A 16899-nucleotide genomic window follows, 5' to 3' on the forward strand; every position below is an offset into this window, starting at 1 on the left:
ACTGCTGATCGGAGGCCAAATGTCCACGGAAACGCTGTTCCGAACCCATCTTGTTCTCGATTATGTCGCGTGGCTGCTCTGCTTCGGCGCGTACGTCTGGCCCTGGCTCAGGTCGATGGACCGGGTCGCAGCGCATAGCACCATTGCTACCCTACACAGCTTCCGCTTTTTCGGGCTCGTATTCATCCTTCCGGGTGTTGTAAGTCCCAACCTGCCCGCCGGATTCGCCATGTTCGCAGCCTACGGCGATTTTGCAACCTGGGTTCTGCCCATGTTGTCGCGTCTCACGGTGAGGATTCGCCCGCTCTTCTGGCCGTTCGTCCTCGCCTTAAATCTCGTGGGCGCGGTCGACCTCATCGTCGACTATTACAACGCCATCCAGGTCGGCCTTCCCGCGCATGCGGAGTGGCTGAACGCCACCTACGCGATCCCGATCATCTACGTACCGCTGCTGATGATTGCGCACATCGCCGCATTCTATTTGCTGGTGCGAGCATCGCAACGGCAAGCAGCGGCGTAGGACGATGCTGCATACACCCAAAAAGCAGGAGCCCTAATATGCTGGATCTGGTTAGCACAGTTACCGACCCGGCCGCCTACTCGGGCCCGACCGCGTCTGCTCAAGTGTGGTTCGCTGGTGGTGAGCGCGTCGGCTACGACCCCGGGGCCCACGCTATCGTTGCGGCGCAAGGCGCGCCGCTCAATATTTTCTTGAGGCGCGAGGGAGATCTTGCGCACGCCGTCTCCTTCCTGCCGGGATTCCCCGATGGCTCCTTCGGGTGGGCAAAGGTTCAGCCGCATTTGCCGAGCGCGGTCGATATGCCGAAACTCTTCGTCGAGTATGTCGGCATGGGCGATAGCGACAAGCCAAAGGACTATGCCTATTCCACAGCGGAACGCACGGATCTCCTCGAAGCGATCTGGCGTGATATCTCAGTTCGGTCGACGACATTGGTCGCCTTCGACTTTTCCTCGCTTGTCGTCTTGGAGCACTTGCGACGCCGGCTTGAGCGCTCAGAGCGGGGCGAACCCGTGGGCGGGCCAGACATACGCGGCGTTTTCATCTTCAATGGAGGACTATTCACGGACGGGCACTCCCACCCATGGTACACCACGCCGATCTTGCGCCGCCTCCCCACCCGGGCCCGTCAGCGCGTGGGGCGCTCCTTCACCCTGTTCAAGATGATGGTGGGGGCGATGTGGTCCCAAGGCCATCAGGTAACTGATGCCGAGGTCCGCGAACTTCACGGCGTCCTGGATCGCCACGATGGCTTGTTCTACCTCGCGGCCGCAGCGGGCTTCGTTGCCGATCACAAAGCGCAAGGCGATCGGCTCGACTTTGGCCGCCTCTTCAGGGTTTATCGAGACCAGTTCCCGTTCCTCGTCGGCGGCAGTAGCGAAGATGCCTTTGAGCATCGGCAGGTCGATCTCGCGCACGAACGACTGGGAAAACTCGGCCTTCGGATCGAGCGGTTGCCCGGCGGTCACCTCACCACGAATGAGCAGCCGGAAGCCCTGGCCGCCTTGATCGCGAAGTTCGAGCGAGGATTTACAAGAACGCCGTAACCGCGATCCGCTATTTCCGCTCGGCGCAGTGCGCGCTGATCAAGGCGCCACCGGCTGATGCAAAGCGGAAGGTGGATTTCGAGCCCGCCAAGGGCAGCTTCTGGTGCGAAGCGGACTTTGGTCGGTCTGATTCATCGATGGTGTCAAAGTTGTAGTTGGCGACTCGAAGGCATCACGACCTGCGGGCGGACCGGATTGCGTGGACAAGCGCCTGTTTGACCGTAAGAGCGGTAAGATCCCAGTAAACCCGAAAACCAATCGGCTGATGCCGGAACCTCTGGTGCAGAAAAAGGTATCGACGCCGTGATTTGAAGGTTGCTGACAGTGCTGAAGCTCTCGCGATGCTCTTCTGGGCGACCTGCCATTCAGATGAATCGAGCAATGCCTTCATTGGAAGGGGGCGGCTTGGCTCGAGGGAGCGGCCGGCTATCTCGTCCTTGGAATGGTCTCCGCAGTTGAGGATTTCCGCGCACCCGGTCCAGGATGCACATGCACGGACTTCGCCGAAAGCGGCTCGCCGCATTCCGAGCAGACCATCACGGGGTCAAACATATGCCCGCAGTTCTTGTGCTGGTGCAGCATCGGTCGTCCCCGCGAATCCACCATGTGGACATTGCCCCAATGCACGATCGACATGATGATCGGATAGAGGTCGAGGCCCTTCTGCGTCAGGATGTATTCGTAGCGCTTGGGTGATTCCTGGTAGGGAATCCGCCGCAACACGCCGAACCGGACCAGCTTCTTCAGCCGTTCGGCAAGCAGATGGCGAGTGATGCCGAGCGAGGCCTGGAACGCCTCGAACCGGCGTTTGCGCAGAAAACATTCGCGCAGGATCAACAGGCTCCAGCGGTCGCCGATCACCGCCACGGTGCGGGCCAGCGAGCACGGCTCCTCTTCAAGCGTGTCCCATTTCATCAACGTCTCCAGTCACCTGCTGCCGCGAGGCGAAGCATGTTCCATTCTAATTCGGTACTAACTTTTATTCAACCTCGTCAAACTTCTTTGTGAAATGTGGCCTATCTGATAGATATTGACAGTTCTAAAATAGAACTTTAAGGCAATATCCGGCAATGAACGGCTGGTTCATTGGTTTCCCCAGGAAAGGCGCTCTGCGATGGCTGCTCCGCTCAAGGTCGAGTTCCACTTCGATTTCGGCAGTCCTAATGCCTATCTTGCCGAGCTCGTGCTGCCTGCCATCGAGCAGCGCACGGGCGTCAAGTTCGACCACGTCCCGGTGCTGCTCGGCGGCGTCTACAAGGCGACCGGCAACATGTCTCCCGCCGACTCGCTGCGCGGGATCAAAAACAAGCCGGAATACAACGAGCTCGAGACACAACGCTTCCTGCGTCGCCACAACATCACGAAATTCAGGTCGAACCCGTTCTTCCCGGTGAACACCCTGATGCTGATGCGCGGCGTCGTCGCTGCCGAGTTCGAAGGCCTGTTCCGGCCCTATTTCCGCGCCGCCTATGACCACATGTGGGTTGAGCCCAAGAAGATGGACGATCCGCAGGTTTTCCGCGATGCCTTCCTGACTTCGGGCCTCGACATCGATCGCATCATCGCCCGTGCCCAGCAGGACGACGTCAAGAAGAAGCTGATCGAGAACACCAACAGCGCGGTAGCGCGCGGCACGTTCGGCTCCCCGACCTTCTTCGTCGGCAACGAGATCTATTTCGGCAAGGACAGCCTGCGCGACGTCGAGGAAGAAATCATCGCGCAACAGGCCGCGGCGCGGCGCAAGACTGCATGAGCGTGCCCTAGCATCGAGAGCAAACCGAGCCCGGACAAGGGCCCTTGCAGCGGGAGGTGTCATTGGTGAGTTGGCAGCAGGCGGCAGCCGAGATTCTGAATGTGTTGCCGAGCCGCATCCATGAGGTAATGGATCCGCATGTAGCCGCCACGCCCGACCGGGTAGCGCTGATCGACGACAACGAGACCCTAACCTATCGCGAGCTCGATCGTGTGGTTCAGGGCACGGCGGATGCGCTGCGCGCACTCGGCATCCGCGCCGGCGACCGCATGATGATCGTCAGCGAGAACTCGATTCCGCTCGCGTGTCTGCTCCTGGCCGCAAGCCGCCTCGATGCCTGGACGATTGTTGCTAATCCGCGGCTGTCGCCGCGCGAATTAGATCAGATCAGTGATCACAGCGGCGCCCGGCGCATGTTCTTCACGGTTGAGGTCTCGGAAGAAGCGGCCGCGCACGCGGCGCGTTACGGCGCGCCGGCGCAGGATGTTGGGCCGCTCTACGGCATCGGCGTTTCCGTGCTGAACAAAGCGACGCAGCCCGAGGCGGTCGAGGCTGATGGCGCAAGTCAGGTCGCGGTCCTCATCTACACCTCCGGCACGACCGGAATGCCGAAGGGCGTCATGCTCACGCACCGGAACCTGCTGTTCTCGGCGCAAACCACGGCGAACTTGCGCAATATGACGGCGCAGGACGTACAGTATTGCGTGCTACCGATCTCGCACATCGTCGGCATCTCGCTGTTGACGATGACGCTGATGGTCGGCGCGGTGACACGGCTGGTCAGCAGGTATAACCCGGCCGCGCTTGCCAAAGCGCTGGCCGAAGAAGGCGTCACGCTCTTGAATGGCGTGCCCGCCACCTATCAGCGCCTGCTGGAATACAAGCAGATGGCGGGCTTGCCGAAGCTAGAGCGCGGCGCGCTGCGCCTGATGAGCGTCGCCGGCGCGCCGCTTGATCTCGAGCTCAAGGAGCGGGTGGAGAAGGAACTCGGACTTCCTTTGTCCAACGCGTTTGGCATCACCGAATGCTCGCCGGGGATTTCCGGTGTCCGTCCGGAGGCGACGCGCAGCGACAATTCGGTCGGCACCCTAGTGCCGGGCGTCGAGGCCAGGATTGTCGGCCGCGACGGCGCCGTGGTGGCGAACGGCGAGATCGGCGAATTGCACGTCCGCGGACCGAATGTGATGCGCGGCTATTACCGGGCGCCCGACCTCACGGCGAAAGCGATTGATCCTGACGGCTGGTTCAACAGCGGCGACCTCGCGCGCTTCGAAGCCGATGCGTTGTTCATCGTTGGCCGCACCAAGGAGATGATCATCCGTTCCGGCTTCAACGTCTATCCGGCCGAGGTTGAGGCGGTGCTGAGCACTCATTCCGCGGTGGTGCAATGCGCTGTGGTCGGACGGCCGGTCGAGGGCAATGAAGAGATCGTGGCCTTCGTCCAGCTGCTGAAGGGTTCCAAGGCTACCGCGCAGGACCTCATGGCTCATGTCGCGCCGCGGCTCACCTCCTACAAGCGGCCATCCGAGATCATTCTCATGGACGCACTGCCCGCCACCTCGACGGGCAAACTCTTGAAGCACAAGCTGGCGGAGTCGCTGCGCAACTGAAGCGGGCGAGATCGCTTCACCACTCACTTTGCAAAGCCGGAGAAGACCCTTGCAGAAGAGAAACAGAACGGTCGCGGTGATCGGCGCCGGCGACTTTATCGGCGGCGAGATCGCCAAGAAGTTCGCCTCCGAAGGCTTCACCATCTTCGCTGGCCGCCGTAACGGCGCCAAGCTGGAGCCGCTGGTCAAGGAGATCGAGGCCGCTGGCGGCGAGATCCACGCCCGTTCGCTCGACGCGCGCAAGGAAGAAGAGATCATCTCCTTCCTTAACGATGCCGAGAAGCACGCGCCGATGGAGGTCTGCATCTTCAACATCGGCGCCAACGTCAACTTCCCGATCCTTGAGACCACCGAGCGCGTGTTCCGGAAAGTTTGGGAAATGGCATGCTATTCCGGCTTCCTTGCCGGGCGCGAGGCGGCGCGGCTGATGCTGGCGCGCGGCGGCGGCAACATCTTCTTCACCGGAGCCACCGCGTCCTTGCGCGGTGGTAGCGGCTTTGCGGCATTTGCCAGTGCCAAGTTCGGCCTTCGCGCGGTGGCGCAGGCGATGGCGCGCGAATTAGGGCCGAAGAACATCCATGTCGCGCACCTCATCATCGACTCCGGGGTCGATACGGAATGGGTGCGTCAGCGCCGCATCGAGGCGCTCGGCCCCAATGCGCTCGATGATCCCGACCTGCTGATGCCGCCGTCCTCGGTCGCAACATCCTACTGGCAGCTCTACCAGCAGCCGAAGAGCGCCTGGACCTTCGAGTTGGAAATCCGTCCCTTCGGCGAAAAGTGGTAGGGAGCATCCCCGATGGAACTGGTGCTGTCTCCGGAAGACGCGGCATTTCGCGACGAGGTGCGCACATTCATCGCTGAAAATTACCCGGCGGAGATGCGTGTTGCCAATCCTGAGACCGACTTGAGCAAGGAGCAGATGCTGCTGTGGCATCGCATCCTGCACAAGAAGGGCTGGATCGCGCCGCTCTGGCCAAAGGACTATGGCGGTCCCGGCTGGTCGATCACCAGGCGCTTCATCTTCGAACAAGAGACGACGCGCGCCGGCACGTTGCCGCCACTGGCGTTCAGCGTCACCATGGTCGGCCCCGTGATCTATACGTTCGGCAATGAGGCGCAGAAGAAGAAGTTTCTGCCGCGCATCCTGTCCGGCGAGGACTGGTGGTGCCAGGGCTATTCCGAGCCCGGCTCGGGCTCCGACCTCGCCACCGTCCGCACTAAGGCGGTGCGCGCCGGCGACCATTACATCGTCAACGGCCACAAGACCTGGACCACGCTGGCCCAGCACGCCGACTGGATCTTCTGCCTGGTTCGCACCGATTCATCAGCCAAGCCACAGTCGGGTATCTCCTTCCTGTTGATCGACATGAAGACGCCGGGCGTCTCCGTGCGGCCGATCATCACGATTGACGGCTCTCACGAGGTCAACGACGTCATCCTTGATGACGTCCGCGTGCCGGTCGAGAACCTGATCGGCGAAGAGAACAAGGGCTGGACCTACGCGAAATTCCTTCTCGGCAATGAGCGCACCAGCATGGCCGGGATCGGCCGCTCGACCCGCTACATCGAGCGGTTGAAGAAGATCGTGAAGGCCGAGATCCCGGAAGACGATCCCGCCCATCTCGAATTCATCCGGGACATTGCCCGCGTCGAGCTCGACGTGCTTGCGTTGGAGGCGACCGAGCTTCGCGTCGTCGCACAGATGGCGCGCGGCATCGATCCGGGGCCGGCGGCATCGCTGTTCAAGATCCGTGGCACGGAAATCTTCCAAAACATCACAGAGCTGACCCACCGCGCGATCGGCAATTACGGGCTTGCGATCCGCGAGCACCCAGTCAGCGCCAACCACTTCATGCCGGGTCCGGACTACGGCCACACCGCGTCGGAGAAGTATCTCAACTCGCGCAAGCTCAGCATCTACGGTGGGTCGAACGAGATCCAGCGCAACATCATCGCCAAAGCGGTACTCGGTCTCTAGCAACAGCGCAACGAGAGGATCGGATGGATATCCAGTTCACGGAAGAGCAGGAATTGTTGCGATCCAGCGTTCAGCGCCTGCTGCACGATCAGTATGGTTTCGACGCGCGCCGCAAGATCGTCGCGAGCGAAGAGGGCTTCAGCCGCAAACAATGGCAGGCCTTCGCCGAGCTCGGCCTGTTCGCGGCGCCGTTCTCCGAGGGCGTCGGCGGGCTCGGCGGCGTGCCGCTGTCGGCCATGATCATCATGCAGGAATTCGGCCGTCACCTTGTGGTCGAGCCGTTCGTGGAGACGATCGTGCTCGCCGGTGGCCTGATCGAACAGATGGGATCGGAGGAGCAGAAGCAGGCCTTCATTCCCGACATCATCGCGGGAGCGAAGATCTGGGCCCTTGCCTGGACCGAAAAGGGCTCGCGCTTCGATCTCGCGACTGTTACGACCACGGCGCGCAGCGATGGCCAGGAATACGTCCTGAATGGCGAGAAGACGGCCGTGATCGCGGCGCCCTGGGCAGATTATTTGATCGTTTCTGCGCGCACCTCAGGCCACCGCCACGATCGCGGCGGTGTCAGCCTGTTCGTGGTCGATCGCCGCGCCGCCAATCTGGATCTGCAGAGCTTCAAGACCATCGATGGTCGCCGTGCCGCTGAAGTCAACCTGCGTGATGTCCGCGGCCAGTTGCTCGGGCGAGAAGGCGAGGGTGTCATGGCGTTGGAGGCATGCCGCGACCGGGCTATCGGCGCGCTTTGCGCCGAAGTGGTCGGAGCGATCGGTGAACTGAATTCAGCGACGCTGGAGTACTCAAAGACGCGAAGGCAGTTCGGCGTCACGATCGGCTCGTTCCAGGTGCTGCAGCACCGGATGGTCGACATGTTCATTGCGCACCAGGAAGCGCTCTCCCTGATGCAGCATCTCAATCTCAGCCTCGGCACCGCCGACCCCGGCGTTTCGCGCCTTGCGTCCGGCGCCAAGTCGAAGATCGGGTATGCCGGCAGGTTTATCGCCGATCAGGCGGTCCGGCTTCACGGAGGTATGGGCATGACCGACGAACTAAATGTCGGCCATTACTTCAAACGCATTTCCTCCATCAACATCCAGTTCGGAGATCCCGCCTACCACGTGCTGCGCTACGCCCAGCTCGACACGGCGGCTTAAGCAGAGAGGCAAATATGACGACTGAGGCAGTAATCGTTTCCACCGCGCGCACCGGCGTCGGCAAGGCCTATCGCGGCGCGCTCAACAACGCCGACGGCCCGACCTTGGCCGGCCACGTAATGGCCGAGGCGGTTAAGCGCGCCGGCATTGCGCCCGGAGAGGTCGAGGACGTGGTGATGGGCTGCGCGATGCAGCAGGGCACCATGGTGATGAACGTCGCCCGCAAGGGGGCGATCCGTGCCGGCCTACCGGTGACCGTGGCCGGCACCACCATCGACCGGCAGTGTGCCTCCGGCCTGCAGGCGATCGCAGTCGCTGCGCGCTCGGTCATGCTCGACGGCGTCGAGATCGCGATTGGCGGCGGCATCGAATCGATCAGCCTTGTTCAGAACGAGCACATGAACAAGTTCCATGCCGTCGACGATGAGCTGATGGCGATGAAGCCGGAAATATACATGCCGATGCTCGAGACCGCCGAGGTCGTCGCAGAACGCTACAAGATCGGTCGCGACAAGCAAGATGAATACAGCCTCGAGTGCCAGCGCCGCGTCGGCGCCGCGTTGCAGGGCGGCCGCTTCAATGACGAGATCGTGCCGTTCACGACCAAAATGGCGGTGGTCAACAAGGACACCAAGGAGGTCAGCTACCAGCAGGTGACGCTTTCGAAGGACGAGGGCCCGCGTCCAGACACCACCGCCGAAGGCCTGGCCAAGATCAAGCCGGTGTTCGAGGGCAAGACAATCAGCGCCGGCAACGCCAGCCAGCTCTCGGACGGCGCCTCGGCGTGCGTGATCATGAGCGACAGGATTGCGGTACAGAAGGGGTTGAAGCCGCTTGGCATCTTCCGCGGCTTCGTCGCCGCCGGCGTCGAGCCGGACGAGATGGGCGTCGGCCCAGTCGCCGCGATCCCGCGGCTCTTGAAGCGCCACAATTTGAAGATCGACGACATCGACCTCTGGGAGCTCAACGAGGCCTATGCGGTGCAGGTGATCTATTGCCGCGACAAGCTCGGTATCGATCCGAACAAGCTAAACGTCAACGGCGGCTCGATCGCGATCGGCCATCCCTATGGCATGACCGGGGCGCGGCTGACCGGCCACCTCCTGATCGAGGGCCGGCGGCGCAAGGTGAAATACGGCGTGGTGACCATGTGCATCGGTGGCGGTATGGGCGCGGCCGGCTTGTTTGAAATCGTCCACTGATCGGAAACGCAGGAGATATTCGTGAAGACAGCGATCACTGAACTGTTCGGCATCCAGCATCCGATCATCCAGGGCGGCATGCACTATGTCGGCTTCGCCGAGCTCGCCGCTGCGGTGTCGAACGCCGGGGGGCTCGGCATCATCACCGGCCTGACGCAGAAGACGCCGGAACTGCTGGCGAAGGAGATCGTGCGCTGCCGCGACATGACCGACAAGCCGTTCGGCGTGAATCTCACCTTCCTGCCGAGCTTTACTGCACCGGCCTATCCAGAATATATCGCCGCGATCCGCGAAGGCGGCGTCAGGATCGTGGAGACTGCGGGTCGCAGTCCGGAGCAGTACATGCCGGCCCTGAAGGCGGCCGGCATCAAGGTGATCCACAAATGTACCTCGGTGCGGCATTCGCTGAAAGCCGAGAAGATCGGCTGTGATGCGGTCAGCGTCGACGGGTTTGAGTGCGGCGGCCATCCCGGCGAGGACGACATCCCGAACATGATCCTGCTACCGCGGGCGGCGGATGAACTGAAGGTTCCGTTCGTGGCCTCCGGCGGCATGGCGGATGCGCGCAGCCTGGTCGCCGCGCTGTCGATGGGCGCCGCGGGCATGAACATGGGCACGCGCTTCATCGCGACCAAGGAGGCGCCGGTCCATCTCAATGTGAAGAAGGCGCTGGTCGAGGCGACCGAGCTCGACACCCGCCTTGTAATGCGCGCGCTGCGCAACACCGAGCGCGTTCTGAAGAACAAGGGCGTCGATGACATGCTCGAGATCGAGCGCGAGAAGGGGGCCAGCCTGAAGATCCAGGATATCCACGAGCAGGTTGCGGGCGTCTATCCGAAGGTCATGGTCGACGGCGACATGGATGCCGGCGCTTGGAGCTGCGGGATGGTGGTCGGCCTGATCAACGATGTTCCGACCGTCAAGGAGCTCATCGATCGCATCATGGCGGACGCCGAGGCGATCATCCGGCAGCGGCTGACAGGTTTCCTCGACGGCGTCGAGGCGCAGAAGCCCGCCCGCGCGTTTGCCTGACGGAGAATGTTATGACCGAGCACGTCAAAACCGAAATCGTAGACGGCGTCATGACGCTGACATTGCAGCGTCCAGAGAAGAAGAACGCACTGACCGGCGCCATGTATGACGCGTTGTCGGGTGCGCTTAAACAGGCAGAGACGGATGCTTCCGTCCGCGTGGTCGTGTTCCAGGGCGAGGGCGATAGCTTTACGGCCGGCAATGATCTGGCGGATTTCGCAAGCCAGGCTCGCGGCGAAGATTCCGTCGACAGTCCTGCCCATCGCTTCATCGAAACCGTCAGCAAGGCCAGCAAGCCGTTGGTCGCCGCCGTACAGGGGAATGCCGTCGGCGTCGGCACCACCATGCTATTGCACTGTGATCTCGTCTATCTCGCCGACAATGCGCGGCTGAGCACGCCCTTCGTCAATCTCGCGCTGGTTCCGGAAGCGGCGTCGAGCTGGCTATTGCCAGTGCGGATCGGGCACGCGCGCGCTTACGCCATGTTCGCGTTGGGAGAGCCGATGGAGGCGGCCGCTGCACTGGTGTGTGGCCTGGCCAATGCAGTGGTGCCGCGGGACGAACTGCGCAAGAGAGCGCTTGACGCGGCGATCGCGCTGACCAAGCGCCCCGCGGGCTCGCTGAGCCTGACCAAGAAGCTGATGCGTGATCACCAGCGGATCGCGGCGAAGATCGCCGAGGAAGGGCAATTGTTCAAGGAGCGCTTGAAGACACCGGAGGCGCGCGAGGCGTTTGCCGCATTCGCCGAACGAAGGTCACCAGACTTTGCGAAGTTGCTGCCCTAACGTTCGGGAGCGCCGGCTCGGGGATCACCCTGCGGGCACTAAGTTCATCAGGAGCAATCCACGATGGCTGACCTACGAATATTCTCATACTTGCCGAACCCGCGTGTATGGAAGGCGACCATCGCTGCCCGATTCTGCGGAGTGGACGTCGAGATCAGGGGGGCGTCCGGCAACGAGTTGAGGGACTGGCTGTGGGACTACGACGCGCGTCCCCTGGTCGAGCAGGAACGTCAATCGCTTTCGTCCCTTTCCCGAACGGGGCGGGTCGGGCTGACCGGCGCCCAGCTCTTCAAGACCGATGCCTTCCTGGAAGCGCAGCCGTTCGGCAACGTGCCCGCCGCTTTCGGGCCCAATGGAAAGATCGGAATCTTCGAGTCGAACAGCATCATGCGGGCGGTGGCTCGTCTGGGCGAAGCGACATTCCCGCTCTACGGGCGTGACGCTTATGAGGCCTCCAGGATCGACAGTTTTCTGGATGTCAGCCTTGTCTTTGCCAGGGATTCGCAGATCTATCTCCTTGCGCTTTCGGATGGCACAGTCGATGCGGCTATTCACGCGCGAGCCAAACAGGCATTTGCGATCTATGCCTCGGGGCTTGAACAAGCGTTGTCTCCACGGCGGGACACGCTTGTAGGGAACGGTATTTCGCTGGCCGACATCTGCTTTGCTGCCGAACTTGCGCTGTTCATGAATGAGCACGCGCGGGTCGAGCAGTTGAGCGAGCGCGGGCTGGACAAGATCCTGCACGCGGGGCTCCGGAATGACTACCCGCTGGTGTTCGCTCACTTTGCTCGACTGGTCGATCACGAGCACTTCAGGCAGGACCTCAAGCCGTATGTTGAAAAATTGGTGTCTAAGGCGGCCGCCTGAACATGAAGGCTGCCGGCTCCAACGTGGAGGTTTGATCGCATGGCCGAGCCTGTTTGTCTGATATCCGGCGTTGGACCCGGCACGGGTTCGGCACTCGCCAAGAGATTTGCTGAAGGCGGTTATCGCTTGGCCCTCCTCGCAAGGAACGAGGAGCGTCTTGCCGCTCTCGAGAAACAACTGGCGGACGCAAAGGGATATCGATGCGATGTGTCGGATCCTGCGCAGATCGAAGCGGTGGCGTCCGCGGTGGAACGCGATCTCGGCAATCCGAGCGTCATCGTCCACAACGCCGTTGGGGGAGCATTCGGCACGTTCCGGGAGATAGATCCATCAATTCTGAACCGCAACTTCCAGGTTAACACGATGGGCCTGCTGTACCTGGCCAGGCGATTTTGTCCTGCGATGGTCAACGCCGGCAAGGGCGCCATAGTAGCCACTGGGAATACTTCGGCGTTGCGGGGCAAGCCTGCCTTCGCCGGTTTCGCGCCGACCAAGGCAGCGCAGCGGATCCTCGCCGAGGCTATGGCACGCGAGCTGGGCCCACAAGGCGTGCACGTCGCCTATGTCGTTGTCGACGCTGTGATTGACCTGGAGTGGACGAGGAAACGCTTCCACGACCGGCCGGACGACTTCTTCATCAGGCCTCGAGCGATCGCGGACGAGATTTGGCATGTCGTTCACCAGGATCGCAGCGCGTGGTCATTCAACGTCGAGCTGCGGCCCTTTGGAGAAAACTGGTAGCCGCAACGCAAGGACAACGGCGAACGCGCAAAGAATGTGAGAGCTGGTCAATTCATAACAACCCAGGGGAGAGTTTGATGTTGTTGAGGAAGATTGCAGTATCGCTTGCGGCGCTGACGGCGCTCGCCGCCGGCCCCGACAACAGCATGGCCTATACGCAGCTTCAGCTTCAACGCTGGACGGGAAGCTCCTGGGAACAGTTCGGCGGCGTGCTGAGTGCGGACCAAAAGTGAGCTGGAGCGGGCTCGGCTGGTCCGTCGAGGAAGTTGCTCGGGCGGTACGGGCGGCTAGGATCGGAGTCGGGCAAGAACCCGACGATCGATAGTGCAAGAATGATACCGCTAGGGAGTTACTGCGCCGTACAGGGCCATGCGCGGGAGCTAAAGCGCCAAAGCGCGCCTCAGCCGTAAGTCTCCGCGATGAAGTCGATGAAGGCACGAAGTTTCGGAGTCATCTTGCGATTCTTCGGCCATAGGATCTGGCGTGTGCGCGCCTGCGTTTTGTAGTTGGACAGCAAGACCTGCAGCCGGCCTGCAGCGATATCTTCAACAAGAAGTTCGTCGCGCATCAGCACGATGCCGGCACCGGCGAGTGCGGCATAGCGGATGCCGAACGCGCTATTGATGGTCAGGCGGCTCCTGACGTCGACCTGGACTTCGCCTTCCGGTCCGAAGAACGTCCATCTCTGACCGTCTGCCCAACCCGGGTAGCGCAGGCATTCGTGATCAACGAGCTCCATTGGATGCGTCGGCTTGCCGTGTTCGGCGAGATAGCTCGGCGCCGCGCAAACCAAGCCCGTATAGGGTGAGAGCGAGCGCGACATCATGGATGAATCGACCGGAGTGCCGACCCGGATCGCGGCATCGAGACCTTCCTCGAGCAGGTCAACCATCCTGTCGCTCAGCACGAGCTCAACCGAGACGTCAGGACATCTCTTCATGAAACGAACGACCGCCGGAGCCAAGCTGTATGATCCGAAGGCAACCGAGGTTGCCACGCGGAGCTTGCCGCGCGGTGCGCTCAGAGCCTCTTCGGCCAGCGCATCTCCCGCCTCGGCCTCCTCCAGCAGATGCCGGCAATGATCGAGATAGCTGCGGCCGAGTTCGGTCAAGCTCTGCCGACGGGTCGATCGGTTGATCAATTGCGACCCGAGCCGTTCTTCGAGGAAGCGTATGTGCTTGCCGATCATCGTCGGCGACAGCCGCAGCTCCTTTGCCGCCGCGGCGAAGGAGCCGAGATCTGCAACCTTGGCGAACACAGACATGCTTGTCAGTCGGTCCATGATTATAAACCATTGGTTCTTTCAGAACGGAACAAAGCGCGGTTTATACACGAATTGTATTGATTACCATGAGTGAGCAATCAATGCGAACGCTCAGGGAGGCTTGGGTGCAGTTCGATTTCGAGACGATGCTCGCGTCCGAGCGCATGGAAGGCGCCCGGTACGCTATGACGCGCGACCGGTTCGAAATGCCGCCCATCGCGCTCAGCGACTGGAACGAGATGCGAGCCGAGCAGTGCCGCGCAAGCGAACCAAGAAAGTTCCGAAGGAGGTCACCATGGCTTTCCAGCTCACGATCAACGGAGATCTTCATTCCGTCGACGTCGACGGAGATACACCGCTCCTGTGGGTGCTGCGCGACGTGCTTGGCATGACCGGCACGAAATTCGGCTGCGGCATGGCGCTGTGCGGCGCCTGCACGGTGCATATCGACGGCGAGGCCGTCCGTTCGTGTATCACGTCGATAGACAGCATCGGGGAGTCGAAGGTCACGACGATCGAGGCGATCGGCAAGACACCTGCCGGCAACAAAGTCCAGCAAGCCTGGTTCGACCGCGAAGTGCCGCAGTGCGGCTATTGCCAGTCCGGCCAGGTCATGTCCGCGTCCGCTCTGCTGGCGAGCAATCCGCATCCGACCGATTCGGATATCGATGACGCGATGTCGGGCAACATTTGCCGGTGCGGAACCTATGTGCGTATCCGCGAAGCGATTAAGCAAGCCGCGCAATCGGGAGGCTGATCATGACGCTCGCACACATTGATTCCGACCGACCTCAAGATGATCTGTCACGGCGCGGCTTTCTCCGCACGAGCGCGGCGGCAAGTGGTGGGCTCTTGCTCAGTTTGAGCCTGCCCTTCGCACATCGTGAAAGCCAGGCTGCGGGCTCCGACACATTCGAGCCGAACGCCTTCATCCGGATCGGCGGTGATGGCCAGATCGTTCTGACGATGCCCTATGTCGAGATGGGGCAGGGCACCTACACCTCGATTCCGATGTTGATCGCCGAGGAGCTCGAGGTCGATCTGAAGCAGGTCCGCCTGGAGCACGCGCCGCCAAACGAGAAGCTCTATGTGAACCCGCTGCTCGGCGTGCAGGCGACCGGCAACTCGAATGCGATACGTGGGTCCTGGCAGCCCCTGCGCAAGGCCGGCGCGACCGCGCGGACAATACTCGTCACGGCGGCGGCAAAGCGCTGGAACGTCGATCCTGCCTCCTGTCGCGCGCAAAGCGGCGAAGTGCGTCATCAGGCGTCGGGACGAAACCTCGGCTATGGCGAGCTTGCCGCGGAGGCGGCCCGCATGCCGGTGCCCGAGAATGTGACGCTGAAGCAGCCTGCTGATTTCAAGCTGATCGGCACGCCCGCGAAGCGGCTCGACACGCCCTCCAAGATCAACGGCACGGCGATCTACGGCATCGACGCGCGGCCACCCGGGGTGAAGATCGCAACGCTCGCACAATCGCCGGTGTTCGGCGGGCGCGTGAAGCGCGTGGATGATGCCGCGGCCAAGGCCGTCAAGGGCGTCCGCCAGATCGTCCGGCTCGATGATGCGGTCGCGGTTGTGGCGGATCACATGGGCGCCGCGAAGAAGGGGCTTGCCGCACTCAAGATCGAATGGGACGACGGGCCGCACGCCAGGCTCGCGACCGCTGATATCGCACGCGAGCTCGAAACTGCCACGACCAGGCAGGGTGCGGTGGCGCAGAACATCGGCGATGCGGACAAGGCGATGGCGGGTGCCGCGATCAAGATCGAGGCGAACTACCAGGTCCCGTTCCTTGCGCATGCCACCATGGAGCCGATGAACTGCACGGTGCATGTCCGCGCAGACGGCTGCGAAATCTGGGTCGGTAGCCAGGCGCTCGCCCGCGCCCAGGCATCCGCTGCAAAGGTCCTCGGCATCCCGCCTGAGAAGGTGATCGTGCACAATCATCTGATCGGCGGCGGCTTTGGGCGCAGGCTCGATGTCGATGGCGTTGCCCGCGCGGTCGAGATCGCAAAGCAGGTCGACGCGCCGGTGAAGGTCATCTGGACACGCGAGGAAGACGTCCAGCACGACATGTACCGCCCTTATTGGTTTGATCGGATCTCCGTTGGCCTTGACAAGGCAGGCAAGCCGGTCGCCTGGAATAACCGCTTCGCAGGATCCTCCGTGATCGCGAGATGGCTGCCTCCGGCGTTCAACAAAGGTCTCGATCCCGACACGACCGAAGGCGCCATCGATCTCCTTTACGATATCCCGAACTTCCACGTCGAATATGTGCGGGTCGAGCCGCCGGGAATTCCGACCGCGTTCTGGCGCAGCGTCGGACCGTCGCATAACGTCTTTGTCACCGAAAGCGTGATCGACGAACTGGCTGCAGCCGCGAAGCAGGATCCGGTCGAATATCGGCGGGCACTCCTCGACAAGGCTCCCCGCGCCAAGGCGGTGTTGGATCTCGCCACGGCAAAGGCCGCTTGGGGACAGCCGCTACCCAAGGGAAGCGGCCGCGGTGTCTCGCTGCAGTTCGTGTTCGGCAGCTATCTGGCACAGGTCGCGGAGGTGGAAGTCGCGAAGGACGGCAGCGTTCGCGTTCGACGCGTGGTTTGCGCGATGGATTGCGGCACGGTCGTCAACCCCGACACGGTTCAGGCGCAGCTCCAGAGCGGGACCAACTTCGGCGTCACCGCCGCGCTCCACGGCGAAATCACGCTCAGGGACGGACGGGTCGAGCAGACCAACTTCGACACCTACCAGATGCTGCGCCTCAATGAGGCGCCGGTGATCGAGGTCCACATCGTGCAAAGCGCCGAGCCGCCTGGAGGAATGGGCGAAACTGGGACATCGGGGATCGTGCCTGCGATCAGCAACGCGATTTTTGCAGCGACGGGCAAGCGGCTCCGCAAAATGCCGGTCGATGCCGCACTACTGAAGCACACGTGAG

Annotated in this window: 17 protein-coding genes; 15 read left to right on the plus strand and 2 right to left on the minus strand. The window is 62.0% G+C overall.

Annotated elements, in window-relative coordinates; translation table 11 throughout:
• Positions 1-19 precede the first annotated feature (19 nt).
• Together B5525_RS19805 and B5525_RS19810 are read left to right on the plus strand one after the other, a co-directional pair.
• Entirely contained in the window at positions 20-520 is a 501-nt protein-coding gene (locus B5525_RS19805) for a hypothetical protein (RefSeq protein ID WP_079573574.1), read from the plus strand.
• Between the two features lie 38 nt (positions 521-558).
• Complete coding sequence (locus tag B5525_RS19810; RefSeq protein WP_079567505.1) at positions 559-1566, plus strand: alpha/beta fold hydrolase; 1008 nt, start codon at positions 559-561, stop codon at positions 1564-1566.
• A 426-nt stretch (positions 1567-1992) separates the two neighbouring features.
• Here the strand turns inward: B5525_RS19810 and B5525_RS19815 are convergent, their stop codons facing one another.
• Complete coding sequence (locus B5525_RS19815; protein ID WP_079567506.1) at positions 1993-2481, minus strand: winged helix-turn-helix transcriptional regulator; 489 nt, start codon at positions 2479-2481, stop codon at positions 1993-1995.
• 199 nt (positions 2482-2680) lie between these two features.
• Here B5525_RS19815 and B5525_RS19820 point away from each other — a divergent pair, with 199 nt between their 5' ends.
• The 11 genes from B5525_RS19820 to B5525_RS44095 all read left to right on the plus strand — a co-directional run bounded on the left by B5525_RS19820 (position 2681) and on the right by B5525_RS44095 (position 12927).
• Positions 2681-3319 carry a 2-hydroxychromene-2-carboxylate isomerase gene (locus B5525_RS19820; protein WP_079567507.1) on the plus strand — a complete coding sequence of 213 codons (639 nt, stop codon included), beginning with the start codon at positions 2681-2683 and terminating at the stop codon, positions 3317-3319.
• A 65-nt stretch (positions 3320-3384) separates the two neighbouring features.
• Positions 3385-4929: a class I adenylate-forming enzyme family protein gene (locus tag B5525_RS19825; RefSeq protein WP_338075292.1), complete on the plus strand. Its 1545-nt coding sequence runs from the start codon at positions 3385-3387 to the stop codon at positions 4927-4929.
• A gap of 49 nt (positions 4930-4978) precedes the next feature.
• Positions 4979-5716: an SDR family oxidoreductase gene (locus B5525_RS19830; protein ID WP_079567509.1), complete on the plus strand. Its 738-nt coding sequence runs from the start codon at positions 4979-4981 to the stop codon at positions 5714-5716.
• A 12-nt stretch (positions 5717-5728) separates the two neighbouring features.
• Positions 5729-6910, plus strand: a complete 1182-nt coding sequence (locus B5525_RS19835; RefSeq protein ID WP_079567510.1) for an acyl-CoA dehydrogenase family protein — start codon at positions 5729-5731, stop codon at positions 6908-6910.
• A gap of 23 nt (positions 6911-6933) precedes the next feature.
• Positions 6934-8064: an acyl-CoA dehydrogenase family protein gene (locus B5525_RS19840; RefSeq protein ID WP_079567511.1), complete on the plus strand. Its 1131-nt coding sequence runs from the start codon at positions 6934-6936 to the stop codon at positions 8062-8064.
• A 14-nt stretch (positions 8065-8078) separates the two neighbouring features.
• Complete coding sequence (locus tag B5525_RS19845) at positions 8079-9266, plus strand: acetyl-CoA C-acyltransferase (RefSeq protein WP_079567512.1); 1188 nt, start codon at positions 8079-8081, stop codon at positions 9264-9266.
• 21 nt (positions 9267-9287) lie between these two features.
• Positions 9288-10298: an NAD(P)H-dependent flavin oxidoreductase gene (locus tag B5525_RS19850; protein WP_079567513.1), complete on the plus strand. Its 1011-nt coding sequence runs from the start codon at positions 9288-9290 to the stop codon at positions 10296-10298.
• Between the two features lie 11 nt (positions 10299-10309).
• A complete protein-coding gene (locus tag B5525_RS19855; protein WP_079567514.1) occupies positions 10310-11083 on the plus strand; it encodes an enoyl-CoA hydratase-related protein in 774 nt (257 codons plus the stop codon).
• Between the two features lie 141 nt (positions 11084-11224).
• Positions 11225-11953 (plus strand): glutathione binding-like protein, encoded by a 729-nt coding sequence (locus tag B5525_RS19860; RefSeq protein ID WP_244567963.1) that lies wholly within the window; start codon positions 11225-11227, stop codon positions 11951-11953.
• A gap of 39 nt (positions 11954-11992) precedes the next feature.
• Positions 11993-12694 carry an SDR family NAD(P)-dependent oxidoreductase gene (locus B5525_RS19865; protein ID WP_079567516.1) on the plus strand — a complete coding sequence of 234 codons (702 nt, stop codon included), beginning with the start codon at positions 11993-11995 and terminating at the stop codon, positions 12692-12694.
• 77 nt (positions 12695-12771) lie between these two features.
• Positions 12772-12927 (plus strand): hypothetical protein, encoded by a 156-nt coding sequence (locus tag B5525_RS44095; protein WP_154073325.1) that lies wholly within the window; start codon positions 12772-12774, stop codon positions 12925-12927.
• Positions 12928-13094: 167 nt separating this feature from the next.
• Here B5525_RS44095 and B5525_RS19870 read toward each other — a convergent pair whose 3' ends face one another.
• Positions 13095-13976: a LysR substrate-binding domain-containing protein gene (locus tag B5525_RS19870; protein WP_079567517.1), complete on the minus strand. Its 882-nt coding sequence runs from the start codon at positions 13974-13976 to the stop codon at positions 13095-13097.
• A 277-nt stretch (positions 13977-14253) separates the two neighbouring features.
• On the opposite strand from B5525_RS19870, the gene B5525_RS19875 reads away from it, so the two are divergent.
• Together B5525_RS19875 and B5525_RS19880 are read left to right on the plus strand one after the other, a co-directional pair.
• Positions 14254-14715 (plus strand): (2Fe-2S)-binding protein, encoded by a 462-nt coding sequence (locus tag B5525_RS19875; RefSeq protein ID WP_079573576.1) that lies wholly within the window; start codon positions 14254-14256, stop codon positions 14713-14715.
• 2 nt (positions 14716-14717) lie between these two features.
• Complete coding sequence (locus B5525_RS19880) at positions 14718-16898, plus strand: xanthine dehydrogenase family protein molybdopterin-binding subunit (RefSeq protein ID WP_079567518.1); 2181 nt, start codon at positions 14718-14720, stop codon at positions 16896-16898.
• Position 16899 lies beyond the last annotated feature (1 nt).

Source organism: Bradyrhizobium erythrophlei (assembly GCF_900129505.1).
In the GTDB taxonomy this organism is placed as follows: Bacteria; Pseudomonadota; Alphaproteobacteria; order Rhizobiales; family Xanthobacteraceae; genus Bradyrhizobium; species Bradyrhizobium erythrophlei_D.